The sequence below is a fragment of the Nocardiopsis sp. KDC1DS13DA1 genome (assembly GCF_055632325.1).
The window spans coordinates 55,787-76,871 of the sequence record NZ_JBVMUY010000006.1 but is presented as its reverse complement, the minus strand read 5'-3'; the positions used below and the strand labels follow the sequence as shown (position 1 = coordinate 76,871).

Sequence of the window (21,085 nt, the reverse complement as noted above, 5' to 3'; positions counted from 1 at the left end):
GGAAGAGAGCGAAAGGGGCTAGGTATGCCGCGAAGTGCGTGGTCCGTGGCGGGGGAAGTCCTGGTCACGGTGGTGCTGTTGGTGGGGCCGCCGTGGTTGGCGACCCGGTTGGAGTGGCCGCTGGGCCAGGACACCACCTGGGTGTGGTTCCTCCAGTACCTGCGCGGAGGGAGCCTCCCCGACGAGGTCGTGCTCGCCTTCTTCGTCGTGTTCCTGTGGGCGGTCTGGGCGGTCCACCTGGTGATCGTCGCCTTGGACATCATCGCCGTAGCGCGCGGGTTGGTGCCCCGGGTGGGGCTGGTGCGATTGATGTGGGTGCTGGTGGCCGGGGGTGCGACCGCGACCTCTACTCAGACCACGGCTCTGGCGGCGCACACGACGGACGCGGTGGCCGAAGCGCCAACCGTGGCCGCCACGCCTCCGGCCCAGGAGACCTCAGAAGTGGGGGAGGAAGCGAAGCCGGGAGACGTCTTCGACCGCACCAGCATCCTGGCGGGGTTCGGGTTCGACTCGGCCGACCTCACCCCAGGGATGGCCGAGTCCTTGGAGCCGACCATCGGGTTGATCGCCGACTTCGGGCACTCGGAGGAGCCGGTCGTGGTGACCGGGCACACCGACCCGATCGGTGACCCCTCCTACAACCGGGGCCTGTCCGAGCAGCGCGCCCAGGCGGTCGCGGACCACCTAGCCGACCAGTTGGACGCCAACGTCGAGATCCAGGTGGTCGGGATGGGGGCTGCCCAACCTCCGTCGCATCCTCGCGCGTCGTATGGCGAGTATCGGCGGGTGGAGATCTCCTACACCCTTCAACGCCCCACCCCCGCCCCTGTGCCCGAGCCATCAGCGGTGTCCGGGGCCGACGCCACCTTCAAGACCTCTTCGGAGGCGGCCTCCGCTCCGGAGCGGGAGGGGGTCGGTGTGACCACCGCGGCCGAGGAGAACACCGTGCTTGACCTCGCCGGGGTCGGGCTGGTCTCCGGGGCGATCGGTGCGGGGGTCGGCTACGCGGCTGGACGACGACGGGCATCGGCGACGCGTCGGAAGCCAGCTACTGGTGGTGGGTCGCTGACCGGTTCTGAGGACCTCTCGGCGGGAGCCGTCACCGATGACACCTCACTGAGCCAGGAGAACCTGGTGCGCCAGGACGCCGAAGGGCTCGCGCGTGGTGTCGTCGACGAGGACGGCTACCTGCTCGTTGCTGACACGGTCCGGGTGAACAGCGCTGGGGGTGTGGCGTTCGTCGGAGTCAACGCGGTGCGTGTGCTCGCTGCCCTGGCCGCAGGCCACGCCCCTGGACCCGTTATCGCCACCCGCCCGGTCGCCACGGCCCTCCTGACAACAGGAACGCCGCTGGGGGGTGTGCAGGTGGCCTCCGACCTCGCTCACGCACTGGTTGTGGTGGAGGCGGAGCTGTTGGCCTGCGCACGAGACCAGGACGAGCGCGGCGACGAGGCTAGCGCACCTGTCGCCATCGTTCCGCCTGTGCTGGTCTTGGTGGAAGCGAGCGACCTGGACGCCGACAAGGGGCTGCCAGCCGTGCTCACTGCCACTTCTGGGGTGCTGGTGTGCGCTCTCGGCGGCACCGACCATGTCGGGGCCACGGTGGACTGCGGGGACACCCACCGGGTGCGGGTTCGAACCTGGGAGGGGGAGGTGACTCGCGAGGGTGCTCTGCGATTGTGGAGCCCACCACAGGGCCGGGAGGAGCGCGAAGGCGCCCCCAGCGACAAGGAACCCCCACCCGTTATGGAACACACCGCTGAAACGGAGGCGGAGGCACCCGGCCAGGGCGAGGAAGAACCGGAACAGCCCCAGGTCCCTGCGAGCTCTGGAGAAGAACATCCCGGGGCCAGTGACGACCACGAGCGCCGCGCCGAGTCAGAACACGCTCCCGGCCCTGAAAGGGACGCGACGGATCAGGTTGAGGGGAGTCAGCCCAAGGTCACCATTCGGCTGTTCGCACCGCACCTGGTGTGTGAGGTCAACGGTCGGGACGTCTTGACCGGAGCGCGTACGGCAGCACGGACGCTGCTGTCGCTTCTCGCGCTGCACCCAAACGGGGTCAGTCTTGCGGAGGCGGCGCAGGTCCTCGCCCCTGGCGCCGAGGACGATGCCGCGAGGAAGGCCGTACACAATGCCGTGAGCCGACTCCGGAAACCTGTGCGGGATGCCTTGGGTACGAACTCCCCCATCGTCTTGCAGGACAAGGGGCGCTACCGGGTACAAGAAGAATTCTTCCATGTCGACGTTTGGGAGTTTGCGCAAGCCTACGCTCGGATCAAGAATCACCGGTCGGAGAGCGAAGAAGAGGACCTGCGGCGACTGGCCGGTGTGTATAAGGCGCATCTTCTCTGTGATGTGGAAGGCGAGTGGATTGAAGATTCTCGCCGCCATTGGCAGATGATGTTTGCGGATACGTGTGTGCGCCTGGCGCGGAAGGTGCCTGGCCATGAAGAGCGCGTCGAACTACTGGAGAGGGTGATCTCCATAGACACTCGAAACGAGGCTCTGTATCAGGAACTAATGGAAGTCTACGCCTCGATGGGGCGCATGGATTCGGTGCACCGAGCGTATAATTCCCTGGCTGAATCCTTGAAGGCTGTCAAGAGTCAACCGAGCCAGCGCAGTAGAGAGCTTTTGGAGAACCTCGAGCGCGGCGCGGGGGCCACACCCTCCACGGCCTGAATGGGTCGAGGCGAGGAAGGGGTGTGTGATGCTGTCCGGTAAGTGGTCCTGTGACGCCGCCGGTAAGTACGCCGGTAAGTGGTCCTGTGCCTGTTCCGGTAAGCGGGCCGCTTAGATCGGCCCACCCACAGGCGACTATCCATGCAGGTCAAGCCCGGTCTGGGTGGGCCTTTCGCAATCCAGACTTATACCCAGTGGGTAGTCATCTTCACGTAGGGGGCGGGCGACCCCCTCCTTGTCCGGGGCGGGCCCGGCCCGCCCCGGCCCCCGCTCAGCCCCTATCTCTCCCCCCACCCACCCCTCCCCCTCCTCCCAACCCCCACCACTCATAAAAACAACCACAGGCACACAACGCCCGTTGTGTGCCTTTTCTATGATCACCCAGAACAGCGGCGAGCATAAAAATCATGATCGCCCACCACCGCCTGGCGGATGCCCTCACGCGCGTACGCGCGCGGGCGCGGTTCCTCCCTGTGGTCGCGCGCGGAAAATTTTCCGTGAAAAAGTCCGCGCCACGGTTTGACAACCCCGCCTCGACCAAGTTCATATTGGCGTGCTCCCCGGGGCGGTTCACCCGCCCGGGGTGGGGTGGAAGATTCTTCCGCGACGCGAGTTGACAAACCCGCGTCACCCAAGTTCACCTTGGGTCCCACCCCGGAAACGGGGGCCGTTTCGGGGGCGGGCGGAAAAAGGTTCGCGACACGAGTTGACAAACACCGGTCAACCAAGTGAACCTCGGACCGCCAAACACGAACACCCGGCAATTTTAGGGGGTTTACCTAATGCGCACCATGTGCGCTATCGCGGTGATAGCGGGGCGAGTATTCGCACCGCCCCGACCGCCGACGGACGCCGAGCTGGCCAACCGGGCCCTGGCCCAACGCGCCCGGGAGCTGGCCACCGACTACGAGGAGGCCATCGGTCGGGAGCTGGCCGCACGGGGGCGGGCGGTGCACCTGCACCGCACCCAACCGACCAGCTCGGCGGCACGACGGGCGGCCAGCGACCACGAACGGGCCGAACGGTACCGCGAGGACCTGGGGAGCGTGCTGTTCCAGCTCCACGCCCACCGGACCCTTCCGGCCACCGCACGGCGCTGAATCCACCGCTACGACGAAGGAGGACGTGATGACGAAGAGGACCACACCTCGGGTGTTCGGCTCGCTGATGACGTGCCCGGAATGCCTGGAGCGGGTGCGCAACCTCCCGCCCACCGACTGGGCACCGAGCTGGAACAGGCCCGACTACAGCCACCGGGACGGGTCCACGCTATGCGCCACCTACGGTGACCTGCCCGGTCAGACCAAGAGCGGGGCCCAGACCGTGAGGCCGGTCGTGTTCGTGCCCCTGAAGGAGTTCACCTCGGCCTGATGCGGCCGGTCTGAAGGCGGCCACCTTCAGACCGGCCTCACCGAAGACACCCGCGCCCACCCGGCACGAACTACCAACCCGTCTCGGGTCGGGTGCGGGCCTTACACAACAACCCACGAAAGGGAGTGTGCTGTGAGCACGAGTATGCCCTACCGGACGCCGATCCACATCACGCCCGACCACATCGCCGATCTGCGCGAGGCCGCGCCCAGCGCGTGTCTGACCTGGGACGAGGGCACAGGCAACGTCGAAGCGGTCCTGCCCCGCAAGGCGATCGTCCCGACCCGGATGATCATCACCTCCCAGCGCGGGCTGGGCGAGCTGACCGACCTCTACACGGCCGAGGGACGGAAGGCCACCGATGAGGACCTCGCCGAGGACCTGACCGACATCGCCACCGACTGGCTGACCACGTGGCCGGAGGTCCGCACCATGAACCTGATGTGTGAGGACCTGCGCAGCCACCTGGCCGACTGGTGCGTATACCTGACGCAGGCCCCCACCGTTGAGCCGCGCACGCGGGGGCTGCCCCGGATGACGGACTACTACCGCCTGGCCGACTGCGACCGGATCGCAGAGGTGACCATGACCTGGGCCTTCCAGGAACCGACCCGGATCCTCAGCCATAACCCGACCGACGAGGCGCGACCGGTCGCGGACCTGGCTCTGGACACCGGCGGAACGCTGACCTACCGGGCGGCCTCGGACCTGATCGCGGGCACGGTCTGGCAGGCCCTGGACCTGAACGGCTAACCGCACCGCACCCTCGGGGCCACCCCACCTCACGGGGGCGGGGCGGCCCCACCCCGAACCCACACACCTCGCGCCGAGCGCTGTGCTCGGCGCGCCCACACGAAGGGACTCACCGTGACGATCGTTCGTACGATGCGTGACCGGTTCTCCGATCAGGAAGTCACCACCGACATGCTCGACCACCTGCGCCAGGCCGGTCCGGGCACCCTGATCACCGCAGGGCTGAACCAGAACATCATCGAGGCCACCCGCGCCCAGATGCTCGCCCCCGGCAACCGCGCCAACGTCATCCTCTACGGCCACGGCGACCTCGCCCACGACCTCGATCACTACGACGGGAACCTGGCCAAGATCGCTCACGCGTTGACCGAGCAGACCTGGGACTGCCTGGACAACTGGGCCCACCGCACCATGCGCACCGGGGCCCTCATCCGCGCCCTGCGCGACGACATGCGCCTGCACGGGATGAACCTGAACCGCCGCCCGGTCTACGGGCGCACCGAGGCGAGTCTGACCACAGTCACCGACACCTACACCTTCCGGGACAACCCCCGGATCACGTTCACCACGTGCGCGGTGCAGTACACCTCCGCCCGAGGCCGCGCCCTGCTGACCATGTTCGACCACGGCCACCAGGTCGGGGCCTGGCCCATGCCCCTGACCCGGACCGGGGTGCCCGACCCGGTCAGGGAGGCCCCCGTGCGCGCCCGCGCCCACCTGGACCTGCGCCCCTAACCGCGCACACCGCCCAGGGCCGCCCCCATCCGGAAGGGGCGGAGGCGGCCCCGGTCACCCAACACCCGTGTATCTCGCGCCGAGCGTGTGGTTCGGCGCGCCCGCAAGAAGGGACTCACTGTGATCGCAGGAATCACCACCGCCACCGCCGGGGAATGGTTCGCCCATGCCCGCATCACCGAGCGCCTGCTCAAGAAGCTGCTCGCCAAGGGACGCCAGGCGGTGATCGTCGCCGACGTGCCCCGACGCCGCTACTGGGTCGTCAACTCCCGCTCCCTGGACCTGACCTCACAGTCGACCTTCATCGTGTACGGCTACGCCGACCTGGTCGCCGACCTGACCAAGCCCGAGGGGTTCACCTGGCAGGACGTGGCCCACAACGTCGACCACACCGTCCTGGACATGATGGACGACTGGCTGGCCGACACCGTGCGGGTCAACCCGGTCGTGATCCAGATGCGGCAGGCCATGCGCGCCCAGGGGTTCGAGATCAACGGCCGCTCCTGGTTCCGCGAGGACGGGGCCGTCGTCGACTCCTACGTGTACACGCCCAACATGGCCGTGACACTCAACCTGTTCCCCGCCGCCTTCGGCCCGCCGCCCCTGCCCTTCACCCTCGAGGTGTACCAGGCCTACACCCGAGGACTGGCCCACGGGTCCGGGGAACTGACCGCCGACAGCGTCGATGCCACCGCCGAGGTGTTGCACGACACGATCCGCGAGGTGTTGCCGCACCTGGAGTCCTAGCCCGCTGACACCACCCGGGGCCGCCCCCTACCCGAGGGGCGGGGCGGCCCCGGCCACCCAACACCCATGTATCTCGCGCCGAGCGTGTGGTTCGGCGCGCCCACAAGAAGGGACTCACCGTGTTCAAAGACGTGCCCGAAGTGACGATCGCCGACTGGTTCTCCGGGGCCGAGATCACCTCGCGGATGCTGCGCACCCTGGGCAGGATCGGCCCGGGCGGGGTAATCATCGCCGACCTGTACGAGCGCGACTACTACGTCACCCACGCCCGCACCCTCAACCCGGCTACCCAGACCTCCTTCATCGTGTTCGGCTACCACGACCTTGTTTTCAACCTCGCCGAGTACACCGCCGCGTACACCGAGCGGGGCTGGCAGAAGCTGGTGGATGCGGTCGACGAATCCACCTGGGACACCATGACCGAACGCCTGGAGGACCTGGCCGGGACCGGGTTCGTCGTTACCCGGATGCGCCAGCACATGCAGGCGTGCGGGTTCGACCTGACCTCCGCGCCGCACTACTACCACCGCTACGCCGACCCCGGGGTCTACAAGCACCCCACCACCCGGATGGTGGCCGACCGCTACACCGACCGCACCAATCCGACCATCACGGTCACGGTGAAGATGCCCCTCCAGGAAGTCATTGGGGCCTTGTCCCTGATCACGGTCGAGGACCAGGGGCGTCACGTGAGGGGTTGGCCCGCCCGGATGCGCAACCAGTTCCTCGCCGCCACACACGCCCGTCGGGTGCGCGCCGAGGTCGACGCGCACCTGCGCCGCACCCGCACCTGACCACCACCTCACCGGGTCGCCCCGCCACGGGGGCGGGGCGACCCCCTCCACACCCACACCCACACCCGCGCGCTGAGCGTCGTGTTCGGCGCGCCCACACGAAGGGACTCCCTGTGAACGTGTATCGCACGATGCGTGAGAGGTTCACTCGCCAACGCCTGACCGGCCACCTCCTGCAAGCCCTAGCCCGTACCGGGCCCGGCGGGCTGATCACCGCCAACTCCGACACCGCTGAGTACCGGCTCACCCACCACCGGTGGCTGACGACCAACTCGCGGGAGACGGTCGTCTACGGCTACGGCGACCTGGTCCACGATCTGGACTGGGCCCGCCTCCTCCCGCCGGAGCGGGCATGGGACGCGATTGTGGCCGCTGCCGACCACGTCGCCCACGCCTGTCTGGAATGGGACCCCTGGGAACCCGGCCGTCCGCGCCACCGCACGCACCTGGGCCGGTTCCGCCACGCCATGCGCACCCACGGGTTCGTTCTCATGCGCCGCCCGATCTACATCGGCCACACCGACAACGAGGACGTGTGCCGCCTGCAGGACACCTACCTGGACACCGCACACCCGAACGTCGCGGTCACCGTCTCCACCCCGTATCCGGACACGGCGGCTGAGGACACCTCGACCCTCACCTGGTTCACCGACCGGGGCTCGTTCGTCACCGGCTGGCGCACCCTCACCGAGGAGCTGCACCGCCTGCCGACGCGGATCCGCGACCGGATCACCGCCCACCTGACCGACCACGCCTAACACGACAACCGTCTCCAGGTCGCCCCTCCACGGGGGCGGGGCGACCCCATCCAACCCGTAACCCGAAGGGAACCGTTCGTCATGACCACTACGACTGCGCACCGTACCGCGACCCGCACCCGCGACCTCATCCTGGCCGCCCTGGCCGAGGCCACCGAACCCATCACCGTCACCGACCTCGCTGAGGCTGCGGGGGTGGGCAGGTCGACCCTGGGCAAGCACCTGCCCGCGTTGGAGAAGGACGGGCTGGCCGTGCGCACCCCGGGCGGGCGGGAGGGACGCCGTCGCCTGCCCGACACCTGGCAGGCAGCTACCTCCCTCGAGGTCGCCACCACCAACGACGACGGGGGCGAGGAGCCGGAGGTGGACTCGGCCGACACCGTACCCGCAAAGCCCGCCCCCGCCCCGGACACCGCTTCCGCCCCGGTCGCACCTGTTCTGGAGGCGCGGGCGGAGGACTCCGTGCCGACGGCGCACACAGAGGAGAACCTGGTTGAGGAAACCCCGGATGAGGAGGCGGCCACGACAACCTCGCGTACCCCGGATGTTCCGGCCCAGCCCGCCCCCACACAGCCCGCCCCGGTCCCGGCCACCTTGCCCCAGCCCCGGGCGGCCTCGCACCGAACCCACGTCACCACGACGGCAGAGGACGTGAACCCGGTCAGCGGGCCGACCCGGCTGGCTCCCGGCGAGCTGAAGCTGATGGTGCGGGCGATCCTCGACTCCGACCCTGGTGAGGAGTTCACCGCCACCATGATCAGCCACCTGTTGCAGGGCCGGTCGATCGGGGCGATCCAGAACAACCTCGCCCGCCTGGCCAAGGACGGCTACGCGGTGCAGACCTGCGACCGACCGCGCCGCTACCAGTCCGCCAAGGCCCCGAACTAACACCCCGCCCCGGGGGTGTGGACGAACACCAGCCCACACCCCCATCTTCCAAATACCCCTAGGGAGTATAAAGTGTTTGATGACGTGTGGCCCTGGCCCGACCTGGGCTGTGTCGAATGGGAGTACACCGCTACCCTGGCCGCCCTGTGCGTGACCGTGACCCTGGTGGGGGTCGTCAACCGCACCCACCGGCTGCTGCGCACCTACTACGTCCAGAACCGGTGGCCCGGCATCGTGCACCGGGAGGAGACCGGCCCGGGGACGGTGTGCGGGGCGTGCGGCCACCACCTCGCGGTCCACGACGCGGACACCGGCCGGTGCTGTCACGGCACCCCGTTGGACCACCTCGCGGTGATCATCGCCCTCCCGCTGCCCCTACTGGTTCGGGACATGGTGCAGGAGGCCGGATGTCCCTGCCGCCTCCACCGGACGGGCGACTGAGGCAACCACACACCACCGGGTGAAGGCCCGGGACCCACACCAGCGTCCGGCTGGTGTGGGTCCCGGGCCTTCAGCTTCCCCCGAACTTTTCCGGGGTCGGTGTCGCATTCGCGGTGGGGGCGTCTTCCTAGGAGGTCATCAGGGCGAAAAAGAAGAAGGAGGGTGCACCTGATGACACACCAGAGCTACGACACCCCCACGGGCCGACCGCCGCTGGCGGTGTGGCCGTGCGCACCGACACCCCACCCCGCCCAGCCCGCGACGGGCGGCGATGTGGTGCCGGACCGCCTGGCGCACCGGCTGGTGGGCGAGTACACCCGCCCCGGGCAGGTGGTCGCGGACCTGACCGGGAGCAGTGGCCGGGTGGCGGCGATCGCGAAGCTGCGGGGGCGCTCCAGCGAGGTGGCCGCCCGTGCGGTCGCTGACCAGAGCAAGGAGGCGGCGGTGTTCGGGGTGGCCTGGGCCGACCTGACTATCGCCCTCCTGCCCGCTGCCTGGGAGGAGAACCGGCGCGGGCACCAACGCCGCACCCGGGGACGGGTGGCCTTCGCCGCGACCATCACCCGCCCGGGCGGGATCGTCGCCGTCATCACCCCCATCGGGCACGCCCCCACCGGAGAGGTGGTGGACCCCGCTCCTGGGGTGGTGCGGGCCGCCTCGTGCGCGGGGCTGGTGTACGTGCAGCACGTGATCGCGTTGACCGTCCCGATCTGCGAGGAAGGGCTCGGCGCCACCATCCCCGTTCGGGGCCGGGACCTGGATCCCGACGACGAGGAGGTGGGGGACGCCTTGCCGGCCTCGGTCGCCGAAGCGGCGGCCACCATCACCTCGCCCGCGCACCTGAACGTGTCGGTGTTTCGCCTGCCCAAGCGGTACCGGCCCGCCACCGCGGACGTCCGTGGGGAGGTGGACGCGTGAGCCAGGACCACCACGACAACGACCTCGCCTTCCCTGACCGCGGCCACGGCCACGACCACCTTCGGGAACAGGACCAGCTCGCGGGGGCGGGCTGGTCGGTGTGGGTGACCGGGCAACACCAGGCCCGTCAGCAGCGAGGAAGCAGGTACTCGCGGTTGTCGGTGGAGCACCCCGCCAAGATGCTGCCCGCGATCGCCCAGCACGCCATCTCCGCCTACACCCGCCCGGGGGAGGTGGTGTTGGACCCGATGTGCGGGATCGGCACCACCCTGGTCGAGGCCGTCCACCTCGGGCGTGACGCGGTCGGGATCGAGCTGGAGCCCAAGTGGGCCTCCACCGCCCGCTTCAACCTGGAGACCGCAGCCATCCAAGGAGCCCGAGGCCAGGGACGGGTGCACACCGGAGAAGGCGCCGCGGTCGCCACCGAGCTGGCTGACTCGCCTCTGGTGGGGCGGGTGCGGTTGGTGTTGACCTCGCCGCCGTACGGGTCGATGACCCACGGCCAGGTGCGCTCACGCCGTGACGGGGCTCGGGCGGTGGAGAAGTACGCCCACGTCTACGCCCGGGAGCGCGACGAGAAGGTCGCCAACCTCGCCTACCAGAAGCCCGAGGTCCTGTTGGGTTCGTTCTCCCGGATTCTGGCGGCGTGCCGCCCGCTGCTAGCTCCGGGCGGAGTGGTCGTGGTGACCACCCGCCCGTTCCGCAAGGACGGCCACCTCGTGGACTTCCCCGGCCAGGTGGCCGACGCGGGCCGGCGTGCGGGGCTGGTGCAGGTCGACCGGTGCGTCGCGCTGCTGTGCGCCCTGCGGGACGGCGAGGCGGTCTCGCGGACCTCGTTCTTCCAACTCATCGAGACCCGCCGCTTGCGCAAGGCGGGGATCCCGGTGCACGTGATCCAGCACGAGGACGCCCTCGTCTTCACCAACCCCGCCACCGACCAGGAGGTCCAGGCCGCATGAACCATCACCACGACAGCGACCGAGTCCCCGAGGCGGGGCAGACACCCGAGGCGTTCCGTGGCGCGGCCAGTGGTGAGCGGCGTGCCCGGATCATCGGCGATCTGCGGGAGCTGGCCGATTTCCTCGAGGCGTACCCGGACCTGCCGATCAGCCCACACACGAGCGTGGACCTGGCCTACTTCCCACGTACCGACCGTGACGCCGAAGCCTTCGCCGAGGTCTCCCGTGTCGGCGCCGTGCTGGGGGTGATGCCCGCCTGGGAGGGGGAGCACCTCGTGGTCGAACACGTCCGAGGTAGTGCCCGGTATCGGGTGGTGGCGATCCCGGAGAAGGTCCGCGCCGAGTACCGGGCGTGGTTGACCTACACGGGCCACGTCCGCCCGGACTGACCCACAACCGCCGCCGGGGGCGGGGGCACGCCCCCGGCGACGGGTGTGGGCGGGGCGGCTGGGGACCGGGGCCGGTACGGGGCGCTGCAAGCGCCCCACACCGGCCCCACCGCCCCGGGCTGGCCCCACCACCCCATCCGGGGGTGGTGGGGCCGATAGGGCCGCACACACGCCCTGACCAGGGAAAGCGACATACCGCCCGAATGGGGCGGGTGGTGAACGGGGGAGCGTGGAACCGGTGGCGAACATGTCGAATCCGCTTGACCACCTCGACGAGGTCGAGCGTGGATGTCTGCTGCCCCGCACAGCGCGGGGCCGCGCACCGCGTTCGTGCACGTCAACCACGGTGGGGAGGTGGGGCAGGTGAAGGAGGCGACTCCGGTGACGTTGGACGAGATCGGCTCCCTGCCGGTGGTCCTGGACCCGGTCACAGCGGGCCGAATGCTCGGCCTGGGCCGGACCACCACCTACCGGCTCCTGCGCCAAGGCGTCTTCCCGGTTCCCGCGCATCGTTCGGGCAGGGCGTGGGTGGTGCCCACCGTGGGGGTGTTGGCCCACCTCGGCCTGGACACCCCTCTCTTCCACCGGGGTGGGTGCGGGTGTGGTGCGCGTGGTGACCAGACAGAAAGCGAGGGGCGTTGATGGCTTCTCAGGACGGGTCGGTGTTCAAACGCTGCGGATGCCGCCACGAGACCACCGGCAAGCTGTTGGGCGTGAAGTGTCCGAAGCTGCGCCGTGAGGACGGGACCTGGAACCCCCGGCACGGCGAGTGGGCCTTCCAACTCGAACTTCCCCGCACCAGTGAGGGGAAGCGCCGTCAGGCGCGGCGGGGTGGATTGGGCTCGCAGGAGCAGGCCCAGGCCCAGCTCGATCACCTCAAGGCGCTGATCCGCCTGGCCGACGAGGAGACGGACGTCGAGGTGCAGGTCGCCGACCTCATCCAGCAGGCGCTCAAGGCCCGCCGCCCCTTGCCAGAGGCGGTCGAGGTCAAACGCCGCATCGGGCACGGGGTCCGCACCCGAGAGAAGATCCCCACCGTCGCTCAGTGGCTCAAGGAGTGGTTGGACGGCAAGCCCGATCTGGCGTTGAAGACTCGGGCTTCCTACGAGGGCCATATCCGTAACCATCTCGTGCCGTACCTGGGGGCCACGCGTCTGGACAAGCTGACGTCCTGGCAGGTGGAGGAGATGTTCGCCGCGATCGAGGAGAACAACCAGCGCATCCTGGAGTGCCGCGAGTCCGACAACGCGAAGGTGCGGGCGTCCGTTCGTGGGCAGCGGGTGATCTCGCTGTCGACCAAGCACCGCATCCGCGCGACCCTTCGCAGCGCGTTCTCCGAAGCGGTGCGACGCCCGGACCTGCCGGTGAGCGTGAACATCGCCTCGCACGCCCGGTTGCCGTCGTGTCCGCGCAGCAAGCCGTTGGTGTGGACGGCCGAGCGGGTGCGTCAGTGGCAGATCGACGGGGTGGTGCCGGGGGAGGTGATGGTGTGGACCCCGGAGCAGACCATCACCTTCCTGACCCACGCGAAGAAGTACGTGTGGTTGTTCCCGATGTTCCACCTCATCGCGGTCAAGGGCCTGCGGCGAGGCGAGGCCGTGGGCCTTCCGTGGGCGAACACCCGGTTGACCGATGGTCAGGTCGACATCCGCACCCAGGTGGTGACGTTGGGGTGGAAGACGATCACGACCATCCCGAAGAGCGCGGCCGGACGGAGGACGATCACTCTGGACAAGGACACGGTCAAGGTGTTGCGTTCCTGGAAGCGGTTCCAGAACGAAGCCCGGCTCGCGGCGGGGCAGGGGTGGGCGGATTCGGGGTTGGTGTTCACCCAGCCTGATGGGACCGGGTGGCATCCGGGGGTGGTGACCCGCTGGTTCAACCGGATCGTGCGTGCGGCGGGGCTCCCGCCGATCCACCTGCACGGGCTCCGCCACGGGGCCGCCTCCCTCGCCCTTGCGGCGGGGGCGGATGTGAAGGTGGTCTCCACCGAGCTGGGCCACGCGACCACCCATTTCACCCAGGACACCTACCAGACGGTGTTCCCCGAGGTCGCCAAGGCGGCGGCCGAGGCCACAGCGGCCCTGCTCAGGCCCGTGCGCGCGTAGCGGCGGGGTAGCCGGACCGGGGAGCACACCAGGAGCGATTCGCCGCCCCACACCCCAGGCCATGCGGGATGTTCACCCCTGCTGGCCTGGGGTTTCCGTGTGTCCGGGGTCGTCATCCGATCGGATCAAAGGTTCCTTGGAGCATGAGGTTGGGGGGTGTATAGGCGAAGGGGTGATCTCAGAACGGTAGGTGGCCGAAACCGGACACCTGAGAGACATTGGGCTTCCCGCTCTGAGGAAACACCATGATCAAACCTGCGTCTACCAGGAGAGATAGATGAGCTAGAGCAGTATGATCACTTCTCGGCCGTCTCTTTAACCGTGACTATGGGGCTTGAGGATCTGAGTCACTATGCGCTAGCTTCCTTAACTGTCCCTGCTGTCTAGTGAGAGGAGCCTCTCATGAAGCTCAAGAAGCGTCAGCCGAAGGCGGCCAAGGTCAATTTCGCCGTGATGTACGGCGGTAAGATCGACATCATGTAGGTCGGTTGGTCTGTCTAGGAGGAGCCCCGTTCGGGGCTCCTCCGTATCATTGCAATCGGGGAGATGAAAAGTGGTTAACGAAGTTCTTCTTCGTGCAGAACCAGGTCCCATAGCATTTGGTCCGGCCCGGCAACTGCTGAACCTTCTGGGTGTTTCTGACAGTGACACCGTGCCGGACAGGGTTGCCACCACTGTGCTGCACCGTTTCGATCGTGACGGTCGACAGGAGGGTGTCAGTCTTACTGACGCCACCAGCGTTGAGAGTCAGATTCGGTATCAGCTTCTGGAACGGGTGGATCGTGTTTTTGCTGCCTTCGCTGACCTTCTAAACCAGCACATAAACAGGCCTACTACCATCCGGCTGTCCGGGGCCCAGTACCTTGATGAGGGCACACGCCGCCTGTTCGCCTGGGTGAGTAGCATATGTGAACAGGTGGCCGTAAGTTTCGAGCCTGGGAATTTCCATGGTCCTCGACGTGTTCTAACCGACGGCGAACACCAGGCGCTTACGTTGTTTGCCGCCGAAACAAAGTCGGATGACGACATACTCTGGCTGATCGAACGAGCGCAGCGTCATCTACATGTCGGTGATTCCTGGACTGCAACCGAACTTCTGGCGCCTTTGGCACGCGATCATGGCTGCCCCTCTCTCTACCAGGTAATGGCGATCGGGAACGTCATGCTCGGATATCCCGAGAGGGCCGAACGTTACTATGAAGCATGGGCAGCCACTGGTTCCCCGATCGACGCTGCTCGTGCTCGTTATGGTCAGGCCATGCTATACGCCCGTCACCACCCTCCATATTTGCTTGACGATGCCAAAGCTGCAACTCTGCTCGACCGAGCCCTCGATGACTTGAACGAAGCGGATCCTTCTTTCAGTGAAGAAGTAAAATTCGACCGTATATTTAATCGGAACGGGTATGCTCTCCTGCAATTTCGTGCTGGCCAGATAGAGGAAGCTTCAGCTTTTATCGACGAAGCGCTTGTCGAGCTCGCCGCCACAAGCGAACGCAACCGCCTTCATCGGTCTGTACTAATGTATAATCGGGCTCAGGTGCTGCGCCGTACCGGAAATAATGCTGCGGCCATCTATGAGTACCGCACCCTCCTCGACGTTGACCCCAATATGCCCGAATACTACTTGGAATTGGCTCTGTGCTATATGGGGATTGGAGATTGGGAAGAGGCGGCTCGTCAATTGGACCATGCATGCTCCCTGGACCCCTATATCCCTGAAGGTCACACCTTGCGTGCTCAAGTTGCCGAGAGCATGGGAGAAACCAGTCAGGCGATCGAATTTCATCGAGAGGCGTGGCGGATTGCCCCAGGGCGCATTGATCTCGCATACAGTTATGCGTATTCATTGTCGGAAGCCGAAGAATGGGGAAATGTGATTTCCCTGCTCGAGGGCTTCGATCTTTATGGGATGCCCGCCGACCTGCACGCAGATATCAGCTCTGTCCTTGCTGAGGCTCTCCTGAACGTTGGCAGAGTTAACAAGGCTGTCGAAATCCTCGAAAATGCGCTTGAACTGAAACCCGACGATGAAGATCTTCGCGACAACCTTGCGACGGTGAAACAGGTCGCGCGCGCCCATGCCTAAACTCTTCTCCAATCGATCGATCGTTGCGCTGATTGCCTTCCAGTTCCTCTTCTTCGGCGGCATGTGGCTCTCGAAGATGGCGCATCCTCTTTACTTTGACGAGCACGACGCCTTGCCGTTGTTTGGTGTCAGTTATGCGACCATGGCCCTAGCGGGGGCCAGCACGTTCTTCGTTGGTTCTCTCCAGGACCGTTGGGGAGCACGCGGATTCATCATCGCTGGTTCTGTCCTCTATGCGCTTGGCTTGGCACTCCGCGTACACTATGCCTCCACAGCCTTCGTCGTTCTTTCCGGTCTTCTCGCTGGAATTGGCGCCAGCATCGTCTTGATCGGTATGCGCGTGTGGACGTTTGGAGTGACGAACGAGGGCAATCGCCCCAAGGTCGTCGGAGCGAGACGCGTCGGACAGCAGCTCGGCACTTCCCTAGGCACGGGTGTTGCAGGTTTGGCACTTGGCCTCTACGGATTCACCAGTGGCGCCCGCAGCGTTCTACTGACAGCTGCGGTCCTGGTAGCCATGTCCGCGCTGCTCGCCCTTCTTGCCCCCGGCCGCATACGCACGACACCCTCCGCCGAAGAGCACACAGATCTGTCACCACCAACGGAACGGCCGGTCTCGCTTGCCTTGGCCGTGGCGGCTTTGGGGGCTATCGGTGGCTTGTACACGAGCTTTGTCACACCGTATATTCCGTTGATCCTTCGGGATAAGGGAATGGACGTGGCATTGGTAGGTCTTACCGTCGCTGCGGTGGGCGTGGTGACGGGCCTTGTCGGCCCCGTAATCGCCGCCAAAGTGAAGGCTGAACGCGCACTCCCGGCACTGGTGGCTGCCGAAAGTACCGCCCTAATTGCGACTGCATTGCTTATCCCTGGTTGGGGCGTGATCGTAGCAGTGGCGGCTCTCACATTGCGAGCGGTCGGCTTTGCTAGCTCTGCCACGAGTGAGGAGGTTGTTCAAGGAAAGTACTTCCCTGCCGCTCACCTAGGTTTGCTTTTCGGTGTTTCCCAGGGTGGATTTCTGGCGGGTGATGCCCTGGGCGGTCTCGCTAGCGGTTTCGTCTACAACCTCCATGGGTCCTCCACGGCGTTGACGATTTCGTTAGTTCTCATCGCGGCGAACTGCGTGGCCTACCCGCTCTTCGTCGTCTGGAGACGCCGAGTGCAGGCCGGTTCCCGTAAGTCGAAACCGGCTCCGGTGTCCGCCACACAAGAGGTGAACCGTTCATGACCCTGCCATCCCAGAGGATCGACACTTTGGCGGATCTGGAGAACGTCGTTCCTGTAGCTTTCTCCGATGATCTCACCTTTCTTCATCTGGGGGAGAGGCTTACTTGGTACCGAACCCGCATCGACAGATGGTCACCTGTCCCTGTCGCTGTCCTCGACGGTCCGGTCGAGACCTGCCTGCTCCTGCCCTGCGCACGGGAGTTGGTGGTGGCCGTTGAGGGCGAGAACAGCGTGCATGTGGAAGGCGTGGATGCAGTCACCGGTTCCCCGAGCCGAGCGACCACGTTTACACTCGATCCACAGCACACCTGGACCGACCTCGTCCTCGGTAACACTGATGGTGTTGGGGTTCCGCTGTTGCTGTTTGAGTCCCCTGAGGGCTTCAGACTTGTGGAGCCGTTCTCCGGAAGGACGACAACGTGGCTCGATGCGGGGGACGATACAGGGGAGATCATCCTGTTCGCCACCGAAGGGACTCAATCATGGTGTTGGGAACGCCTCCATCAGCCCCGTCCCACGTTCCGTTGCTATCCGCGCACGGGGAAGCCATGGATCGTCCCAGGGAGTCTGTTGGCCACACAGGGACCGCGAGGGCTTTGTACCACACCGTCTCCTGACGGAAGCATCGTGATGCTGGTAGACGCCCGCGCAGGTGGTCACGGCAACGCTCGCATCGAAACCTCCGGCGAGGTCGTTGACGGGGCATTGCTGCTCGACGGTACCGCTCTGCTGGTGGTGAACCGTGGGCCGCGGCAGCATCTCCTACGATGGACTCCTGGCCGATCTGTACCGGTCGATCTGATCGGTGACTTCGCCGCTCTCACCGTAGTCGGCACTGATGGCTCGGCCGTGTTTCTGCGTGAGGAGTCACTACTCACAGGCGTGCGCTTCCTCGCCGTGAGCGAAGACGAGGTGCGTTCCTTCCCGACACCCATCGGACATGCCGGCAGCGAGCCTCGACTCGTCGAACTGGACGGGGGACGCTCCTGGGCCTGGCTGCCCCCTGATATCGACCAAACCGCTGCGCTGCGCGCCGTGGTCTCCTGCCATGGAGGCCCGGAGTCGTGTGAGTACGACGGGCTGCGTTACTCCGGTCTGTACCGGCGATTCCTCGACGACGGTATTGCCGTCGTTGTATGGAACTATCCAGGCGGCACCGGCTTCGGCACTCGGTGGCGTGGTGAACCGCATGGTTGCTGGGGCGAGTCCCTTAGCCAGAGCCTGAACTCGATCCTTGCAGAGCTGGGCATGGAGCAGCTCACATATTGTTTCCTCGGCGTGAGCTTTGGTGCTTGGGTAGCTCTTCAAGCAGCCAGTACATCCCATCTGCCCCAACCCGTCGGGGCGGTGCTGCTCTCTCCGATGGTCGACCTTGAGCGCCATCGGGGCCGTATTCGCGCCACGCCAGGTCTGGACTCCTTCACACGCTTCTTCGATACTCTCTTCAGGAGCCCTGACCAGGGCGGATACCTCTGTTCTGAAGAACTTCTTGCGAGAGCCCCATCGCTGCGCGTGCTGTACTCCCAAGGTGACGAGGTGATCGACACCGAGCACATCGCCGACTTCTGCCACCGTGCCAGCGAGATGGGGGTTGATGTTGACATGGTGGAGACTACTGCCGAGGGGCATGTTCCAGCCGACCCGGAGGATGCCCACCAGCGCTTTAGCCGGGCGCATCAGTGGGTGCGCGAACTCCTCCTGTGAAGAGGACCTCGCCGAGGCGCCCACTCCGTTCAGGGGCAAGCTACATCTGTTGTGGGATGGCGCCCGGAAGGGGACGTGTGGGCGGCTGACGCCCTTGGGCGGCCCCAGGGGCAGGGGGACGTGTTGTGGGGCTGGCGTGCCCGTGTGGGGCCGTGTCGGGGCGGCTGTGGGGCGCTGGCGGGCCGTCCTCGGGGCGCCCCCGTTGGGTCACGGGATGGCAAAATGCTCCGGGAGGTGGGTGCCCACCTGTACGGGACCTTGCACTGGGGAGCACACGAGGAGCAAAATCCGCCCCCAGACGAGGTCCGGCACCTCGTCTGTTCGACTCGCGCACCCCGTTTGACCTGGGGTTTTGTGGCGCACCCGGCAGGATTCGAACCTGCGACCCCCGGATTAGAAGTCCGACGCTCTATCCACTGAGCTACGGGTGCCTGTTTCAATTGTCGCCCTACGTGCCAGCGCGTTGCCGTGTCGTTACCCATGGTGTGGGTGGTCGCTCTGTCCGCGTAGGTGGGTGGGGGCCGGGGTGGCGACCTGCGGTCGGAGGGTCCGTGTCGTGGTGCCTGTGGCTCCCGGGCAGACATTCTAGGGTATTTGTCTGATGTCGCCCACAGGTGGGCAAAGTCTGACCAACTACGGTCATTCGTAGATGCGTCTCGTTACCACTCGTGCTCCACCAAACCGGGTGCTATGGGCCTCGTGCACCACGTTACCGGTGATTAACCCCTGATGCCGTGCTGCGCCACTGGCGTTTCGCGAAGTCCGACGGGGCCGCCCCCGGCTGGGACGGCCCGGCGGGTCAGAACATCCACCACTGACCCGAGAGGAGCATCGCTGACGCCAACGTGACGAGCATCTGGCTTCCCTTCACCGTCGACTGTAGGGCGCTCTAGGTGTATGGGCGAATACATTGCGTGGCAAACGCTGGTTTGCCGGGGTTTGAGGTTGCCTGGGACTGCTGTTGACACGGTTACCGTGGTCTCGTGCGATCTCTAGGACTGTTGGCGGGATTCCTGCTGGACACCGTGGTGCCGGACCCCCGGCGGGGGCATCCCGTGGCGCTCTTCGGCACCGCCGCCCGCAGGTGGGAACGGCTCGTCTACCGCGACTCCACCGCGGCCGGGGCGCTCTTCGCCGCGGGCACCGTCCTGCCGGTGGTCGGGGGCGGTCTTGCGGTCGGCCGGGGCGTCGTTCCCACGGCCGTCACCACCTGGGCGACGCTCGGTGGCGCCATGCTGGGGCGGGAGGCGGAGCGCGTCGCGGACGCGCTCGAGGCCGGCGACCTCGCGTCCGCCAGGGAACTCCTCACCGGTCTGTGCGGCCGCGACCCCTCGGAACTGGACGGGGACGGTGTCGCACGGGCGGTCGTGGAGTCCGTCGCCGAGAACACCTCCGACGCCGTCGTCGGGCCGCTCGTCTGGGGCGCGCTCGCCGGGATCCCCGGTCTGGCGGGGTTCCGCGCGGTCAACACCCTCGACGCCATGGTCGGCCACCGCAACGCCCGCTACGCGCGGTTCGGTACGGCATCGGCGCGTCTGGACGACCTGGCCGGGTGGGGCCCCGCCCGCCTCACCGCGCTGCTGGCCGTGCTCGCCGCCCCCGTGGTGGGCGGCGACGTGGAGCGCGCGTGGCGGGTGTGGCGACGTGACGGCGACTCGCATCCGAGCCCCAACGCCGGTCAGTGCGAGGCGGCGTTCGCGGGGGCGCTCGGGCGCACCCTGGGCGGCGTCAACGTGTACTCGGGGCACGAGGAGCGGCGCCCCCTCCTGGGTGACGGGCCGCCCGCCGGGATCGCCGACATCCGTCGCGCCGTGCGCCTGGCCAGGGCGGTCAACGCCCTGGCCCTCGTCGTCGCGGCGGGGGTGGCCCGCTGAGCCCCGGATCCGCCGGTCACCGCCCCCGGCGGGGTCCGTGGGACGGTCGGCGGGAGCCTCACGCGGCGAGGCTGCGCGCGTAGTTGACCTGTTCGTTGATCTGGTACGCCGCACTCGGGGACGCGGCGGGGATCTGTGTGGCGTGGTAGGTGCCGTGGCCCTGGACGGTCACCTGGACGTGTCCGACCGTCTTGCGATCCTTGACCAGGAGGAAGAGCAGGCCGAGAAGGCACGTCCACCAGAAGACCAGGATCGCGGTGATGACGGCCCAGGTGGGGGTGCTGGTCTCGGTGCGGCTCATGTCGGTGACCGTCCACACCGTGCCCTTGATCGGGAAGCGTCCCGCGGGTGTGATCACCGTGTTCTGGGAGATCGCGATGTCCCCGATGGTCATCAGCGGGGCCTCGTCGGGAACCTGGGGGACCGGGGGCTGGTAGCCGCCGGTCCCCGCCTGGTAGGGCTCCAACGCCCCGCCCATGTGCTGTTCCGGGGGGAGTCCCCAGCCGGGGGGCTCGCCGCCGGGTTGCTGCCACGGGTCGCCCGGGTTGGGGTTGGGGTACTGGTTCATGCCGCGATTGTGTCAGAGCCCGTACGCCCGTCGGGTGAAAACGGGCATCGGGTGGGGTCCACACGCGGCCGGTCGGC

Annotated in this window: 20 protein-coding genes and 1 tRNA gene; 19 read left to right on the top strand and 2 right to left on the bottom strand. The window is 66.9% G+C overall.

What is annotated here, in order from left to right:
• Nucleotides 1-45: 45 nt before the first annotated feature.
• From ACTVAJ_RS05850 to ACTVAJ_RS05765, 18 genes are all read left to right on the top strand, one after another.
• A complete protein-coding gene (locus tag ACTVAJ_RS05850) occupies nucleotides 46-2,685 on the top strand; it encodes an OmpA family protein (protein WP_470387026.1) in 2,640 nt (879 codons plus the stop codon).
• A gap of 791 nt (nucleotides 2,686-3,476) precedes the next feature.
• A complete protein-coding gene (locus tag ACTVAJ_RS05845; protein ID WP_470387025.1) occupies nucleotides 3,477-3,785 on the top strand; it encodes a hypothetical protein in 309 nt (102 codons plus the stop codon).
• 28 nt (nucleotides 3,786-3,813) lie between these two features.
• Nucleotides 3,814-4,056, top strand: coding sequence for a hypothetical protein (locus ACTVAJ_RS05840; protein WP_268643601.1), 243 nt, complete (start codon nucleotides 3,814-3,816; stop codon nucleotides 4,054-4,056).
• Between the two features lie 132 nt (nucleotides 4,057-4,188).
• Nucleotides 4,189-4,809, top strand: coding sequence for a hypothetical protein (locus tag ACTVAJ_RS05835; protein WP_470387024.1), 621 nt, complete (start codon nucleotides 4,189-4,191; stop codon nucleotides 4,807-4,809).
• 114 nt (nucleotides 4,810-4,923) lie between these two features.
• The gene (locus tag ACTVAJ_RS05830) at nucleotides 4,924-5,544 is read left to right on the top strand and encodes a hypothetical protein (protein ID WP_470387023.1); all 621 of its coding nucleotides are present in this window, start codon (nucleotides 4,924-4,926) and stop codon (nucleotides 5,542-5,544) included.
• A gap of 120 nt (nucleotides 5,545-5,664) precedes the next feature.
• Complete coding sequence (locus tag ACTVAJ_RS05825) at nucleotides 5,665-6,291, top strand: hypothetical protein (RefSeq protein ID WP_470387022.1); 627 nt, start codon at nucleotides 5,665-5,667, stop codon at nucleotides 6,289-6,291.
• Between the two features lie 131 nt (nucleotides 6,292-6,422).
• Nucleotides 6,423-7,085: a hypothetical protein gene (locus tag ACTVAJ_RS05820; RefSeq protein WP_470387021.1), complete on the top strand. Its 663-nt coding sequence runs from the start codon at nucleotides 6,423-6,425 to the stop codon at nucleotides 7,083-7,085.
• A gap of 113 nt (nucleotides 7,086-7,198) precedes the next feature.
• Entirely contained in the window at nucleotides 7,199-7,843 is a 645-nt protein-coding gene (locus ACTVAJ_RS05815) for a hypothetical protein (protein ID WP_470387020.1), read from the top strand.
• Nucleotides 7,844-7,924: 81 nt separating this feature from the next.
• Nucleotides 7,925-8,731 carry a winged helix-turn-helix domain-containing protein gene (locus ACTVAJ_RS05810; RefSeq protein WP_470387019.1) on the top strand — a complete coding sequence of 269 codons (807 nt, stop codon included), beginning with the start codon at nucleotides 7,925-7,927 and terminating at the stop codon, nucleotides 8,729-8,731.
• Nucleotides 8,732-8,803: 72 nt separating this feature from the next.
• The gene (locus ACTVAJ_RS05805; RefSeq protein ID WP_470387018.1) at nucleotides 8,804-9,172 is read left to right on the top strand and encodes a hypothetical protein; all 369 of its coding nucleotides are present in this window, start codon (nucleotides 8,804-8,806) and stop codon (nucleotides 9,170-9,172) included.
• 171 nt (nucleotides 9,173-9,343) lie between these two features.
• The gene (locus ACTVAJ_RS05800; protein ID WP_470387017.1) at nucleotides 9,344-10,090 is read left to right on the top strand and encodes a hypothetical protein; all 747 of its coding nucleotides are present in this window, start codon (nucleotides 9,344-9,346) and stop codon (nucleotides 10,088-10,090) included.
• Nucleotides 10,087-11,049, top strand: coding sequence for a TRM11 family SAM-dependent methyltransferase (locus ACTVAJ_RS05795; protein WP_470387016.1), 963 nt, complete (start codon nucleotides 10,087-10,089; stop codon nucleotides 11,047-11,049). The genes ACTVAJ_RS05800 and ACTVAJ_RS05795 overlap by 4 nt, the downstream gene beginning before the upstream one ends.
• Entirely contained in the window at nucleotides 11,046-11,438 is a 393-nt protein-coding gene (locus ACTVAJ_RS05790; RefSeq protein WP_470387015.1) for a hypothetical protein, read from the top strand. The genes ACTVAJ_RS05795 and ACTVAJ_RS05790 overlap by 4 nt, the downstream gene beginning before the upstream one ends.
• Nucleotides 11,439-11,726: 288 nt before the next feature.
• On the top strand, nucleotides 11,727-12,080 hold the full coding sequence (locus ACTVAJ_RS05785; protein ID WP_470387014.1) for a helix-turn-helix domain-containing protein: 354 nt from the start codon (nucleotides 11,727-11,729) through the stop codon (nucleotides 12,078-12,080).
• Nucleotides 12,080-13,546 (top strand): tyrosine-type recombinase/integrase, encoded by a 1,467-nt coding sequence (locus ACTVAJ_RS05780; protein ID WP_470387013.1) that lies wholly within the window; start codon nucleotides 12,080-12,082, stop codon nucleotides 13,544-13,546. The genes ACTVAJ_RS05785 and ACTVAJ_RS05780 overlap by 1 nt, the downstream gene beginning before the upstream one ends.
• 553 nt (nucleotides 13,547-14,099) lie before the next feature.
• Nucleotides 14,100-15,635: a tetratricopeptide repeat protein gene (locus tag ACTVAJ_RS05775; protein WP_470387012.1), complete on the top strand. Its 1,536-nt coding sequence runs from the start codon at nucleotides 14,100-14,102 to the stop codon at nucleotides 15,633-15,635.
• Nucleotides 15,628-16,863: an MFS transporter gene (locus ACTVAJ_RS05770; RefSeq protein WP_470387011.1), complete on the top strand. Its 1,236-nt coding sequence runs from the start codon at nucleotides 15,628-15,630 to the stop codon at nucleotides 16,861-16,863. Before ACTVAJ_RS05775 ends, ACTVAJ_RS05770 begins: the two co-directional genes overlap by 8 nt.
• Entirely contained in the window at nucleotides 16,860-18,566 is a 1,707-nt protein-coding gene (locus ACTVAJ_RS05765) for an alpha/beta hydrolase family protein (RefSeq protein WP_470387010.1), read from the top strand. The genes ACTVAJ_RS05770 and ACTVAJ_RS05765 overlap by 4 nt, the downstream gene beginning before the upstream one ends.
• A gap of 355 nt (nucleotides 18,567-18,921) precedes the next feature.
• Here ACTVAJ_RS05765 and ACTVAJ_RS05760 read toward each other — a convergent pair.
• Nucleotides 18,922-18,997 (bottom strand) — tRNA-Arg (locus ACTVAJ_RS05760).
• A gap of 552 nt (nucleotides 18,998-19,549) precedes the next feature.
• Here ACTVAJ_RS05760 and ACTVAJ_RS05755 point away from each other — a divergent pair.
• Entirely contained in the window at nucleotides 19,550-20,440 is an 891-nt protein-coding gene (locus ACTVAJ_RS05755; RefSeq protein ID WP_470387009.1) for a cobalamin biosynthesis protein, read from the top strand.
• A gap of 58 nt (nucleotides 20,441-20,498) precedes the next feature.
• Here ACTVAJ_RS05755 and ACTVAJ_RS05750 read toward each other — a convergent pair whose 3' ends face one another.
• A complete protein-coding gene (locus ACTVAJ_RS05750; RefSeq protein ID WP_470387008.1) occupies nucleotides 20,499-21,008 on the bottom strand; it encodes a hypothetical protein in 510 nt (169 codons plus the stop codon).
• Nucleotides 21,009-21,085: the final 77 nt, after the last annotated feature.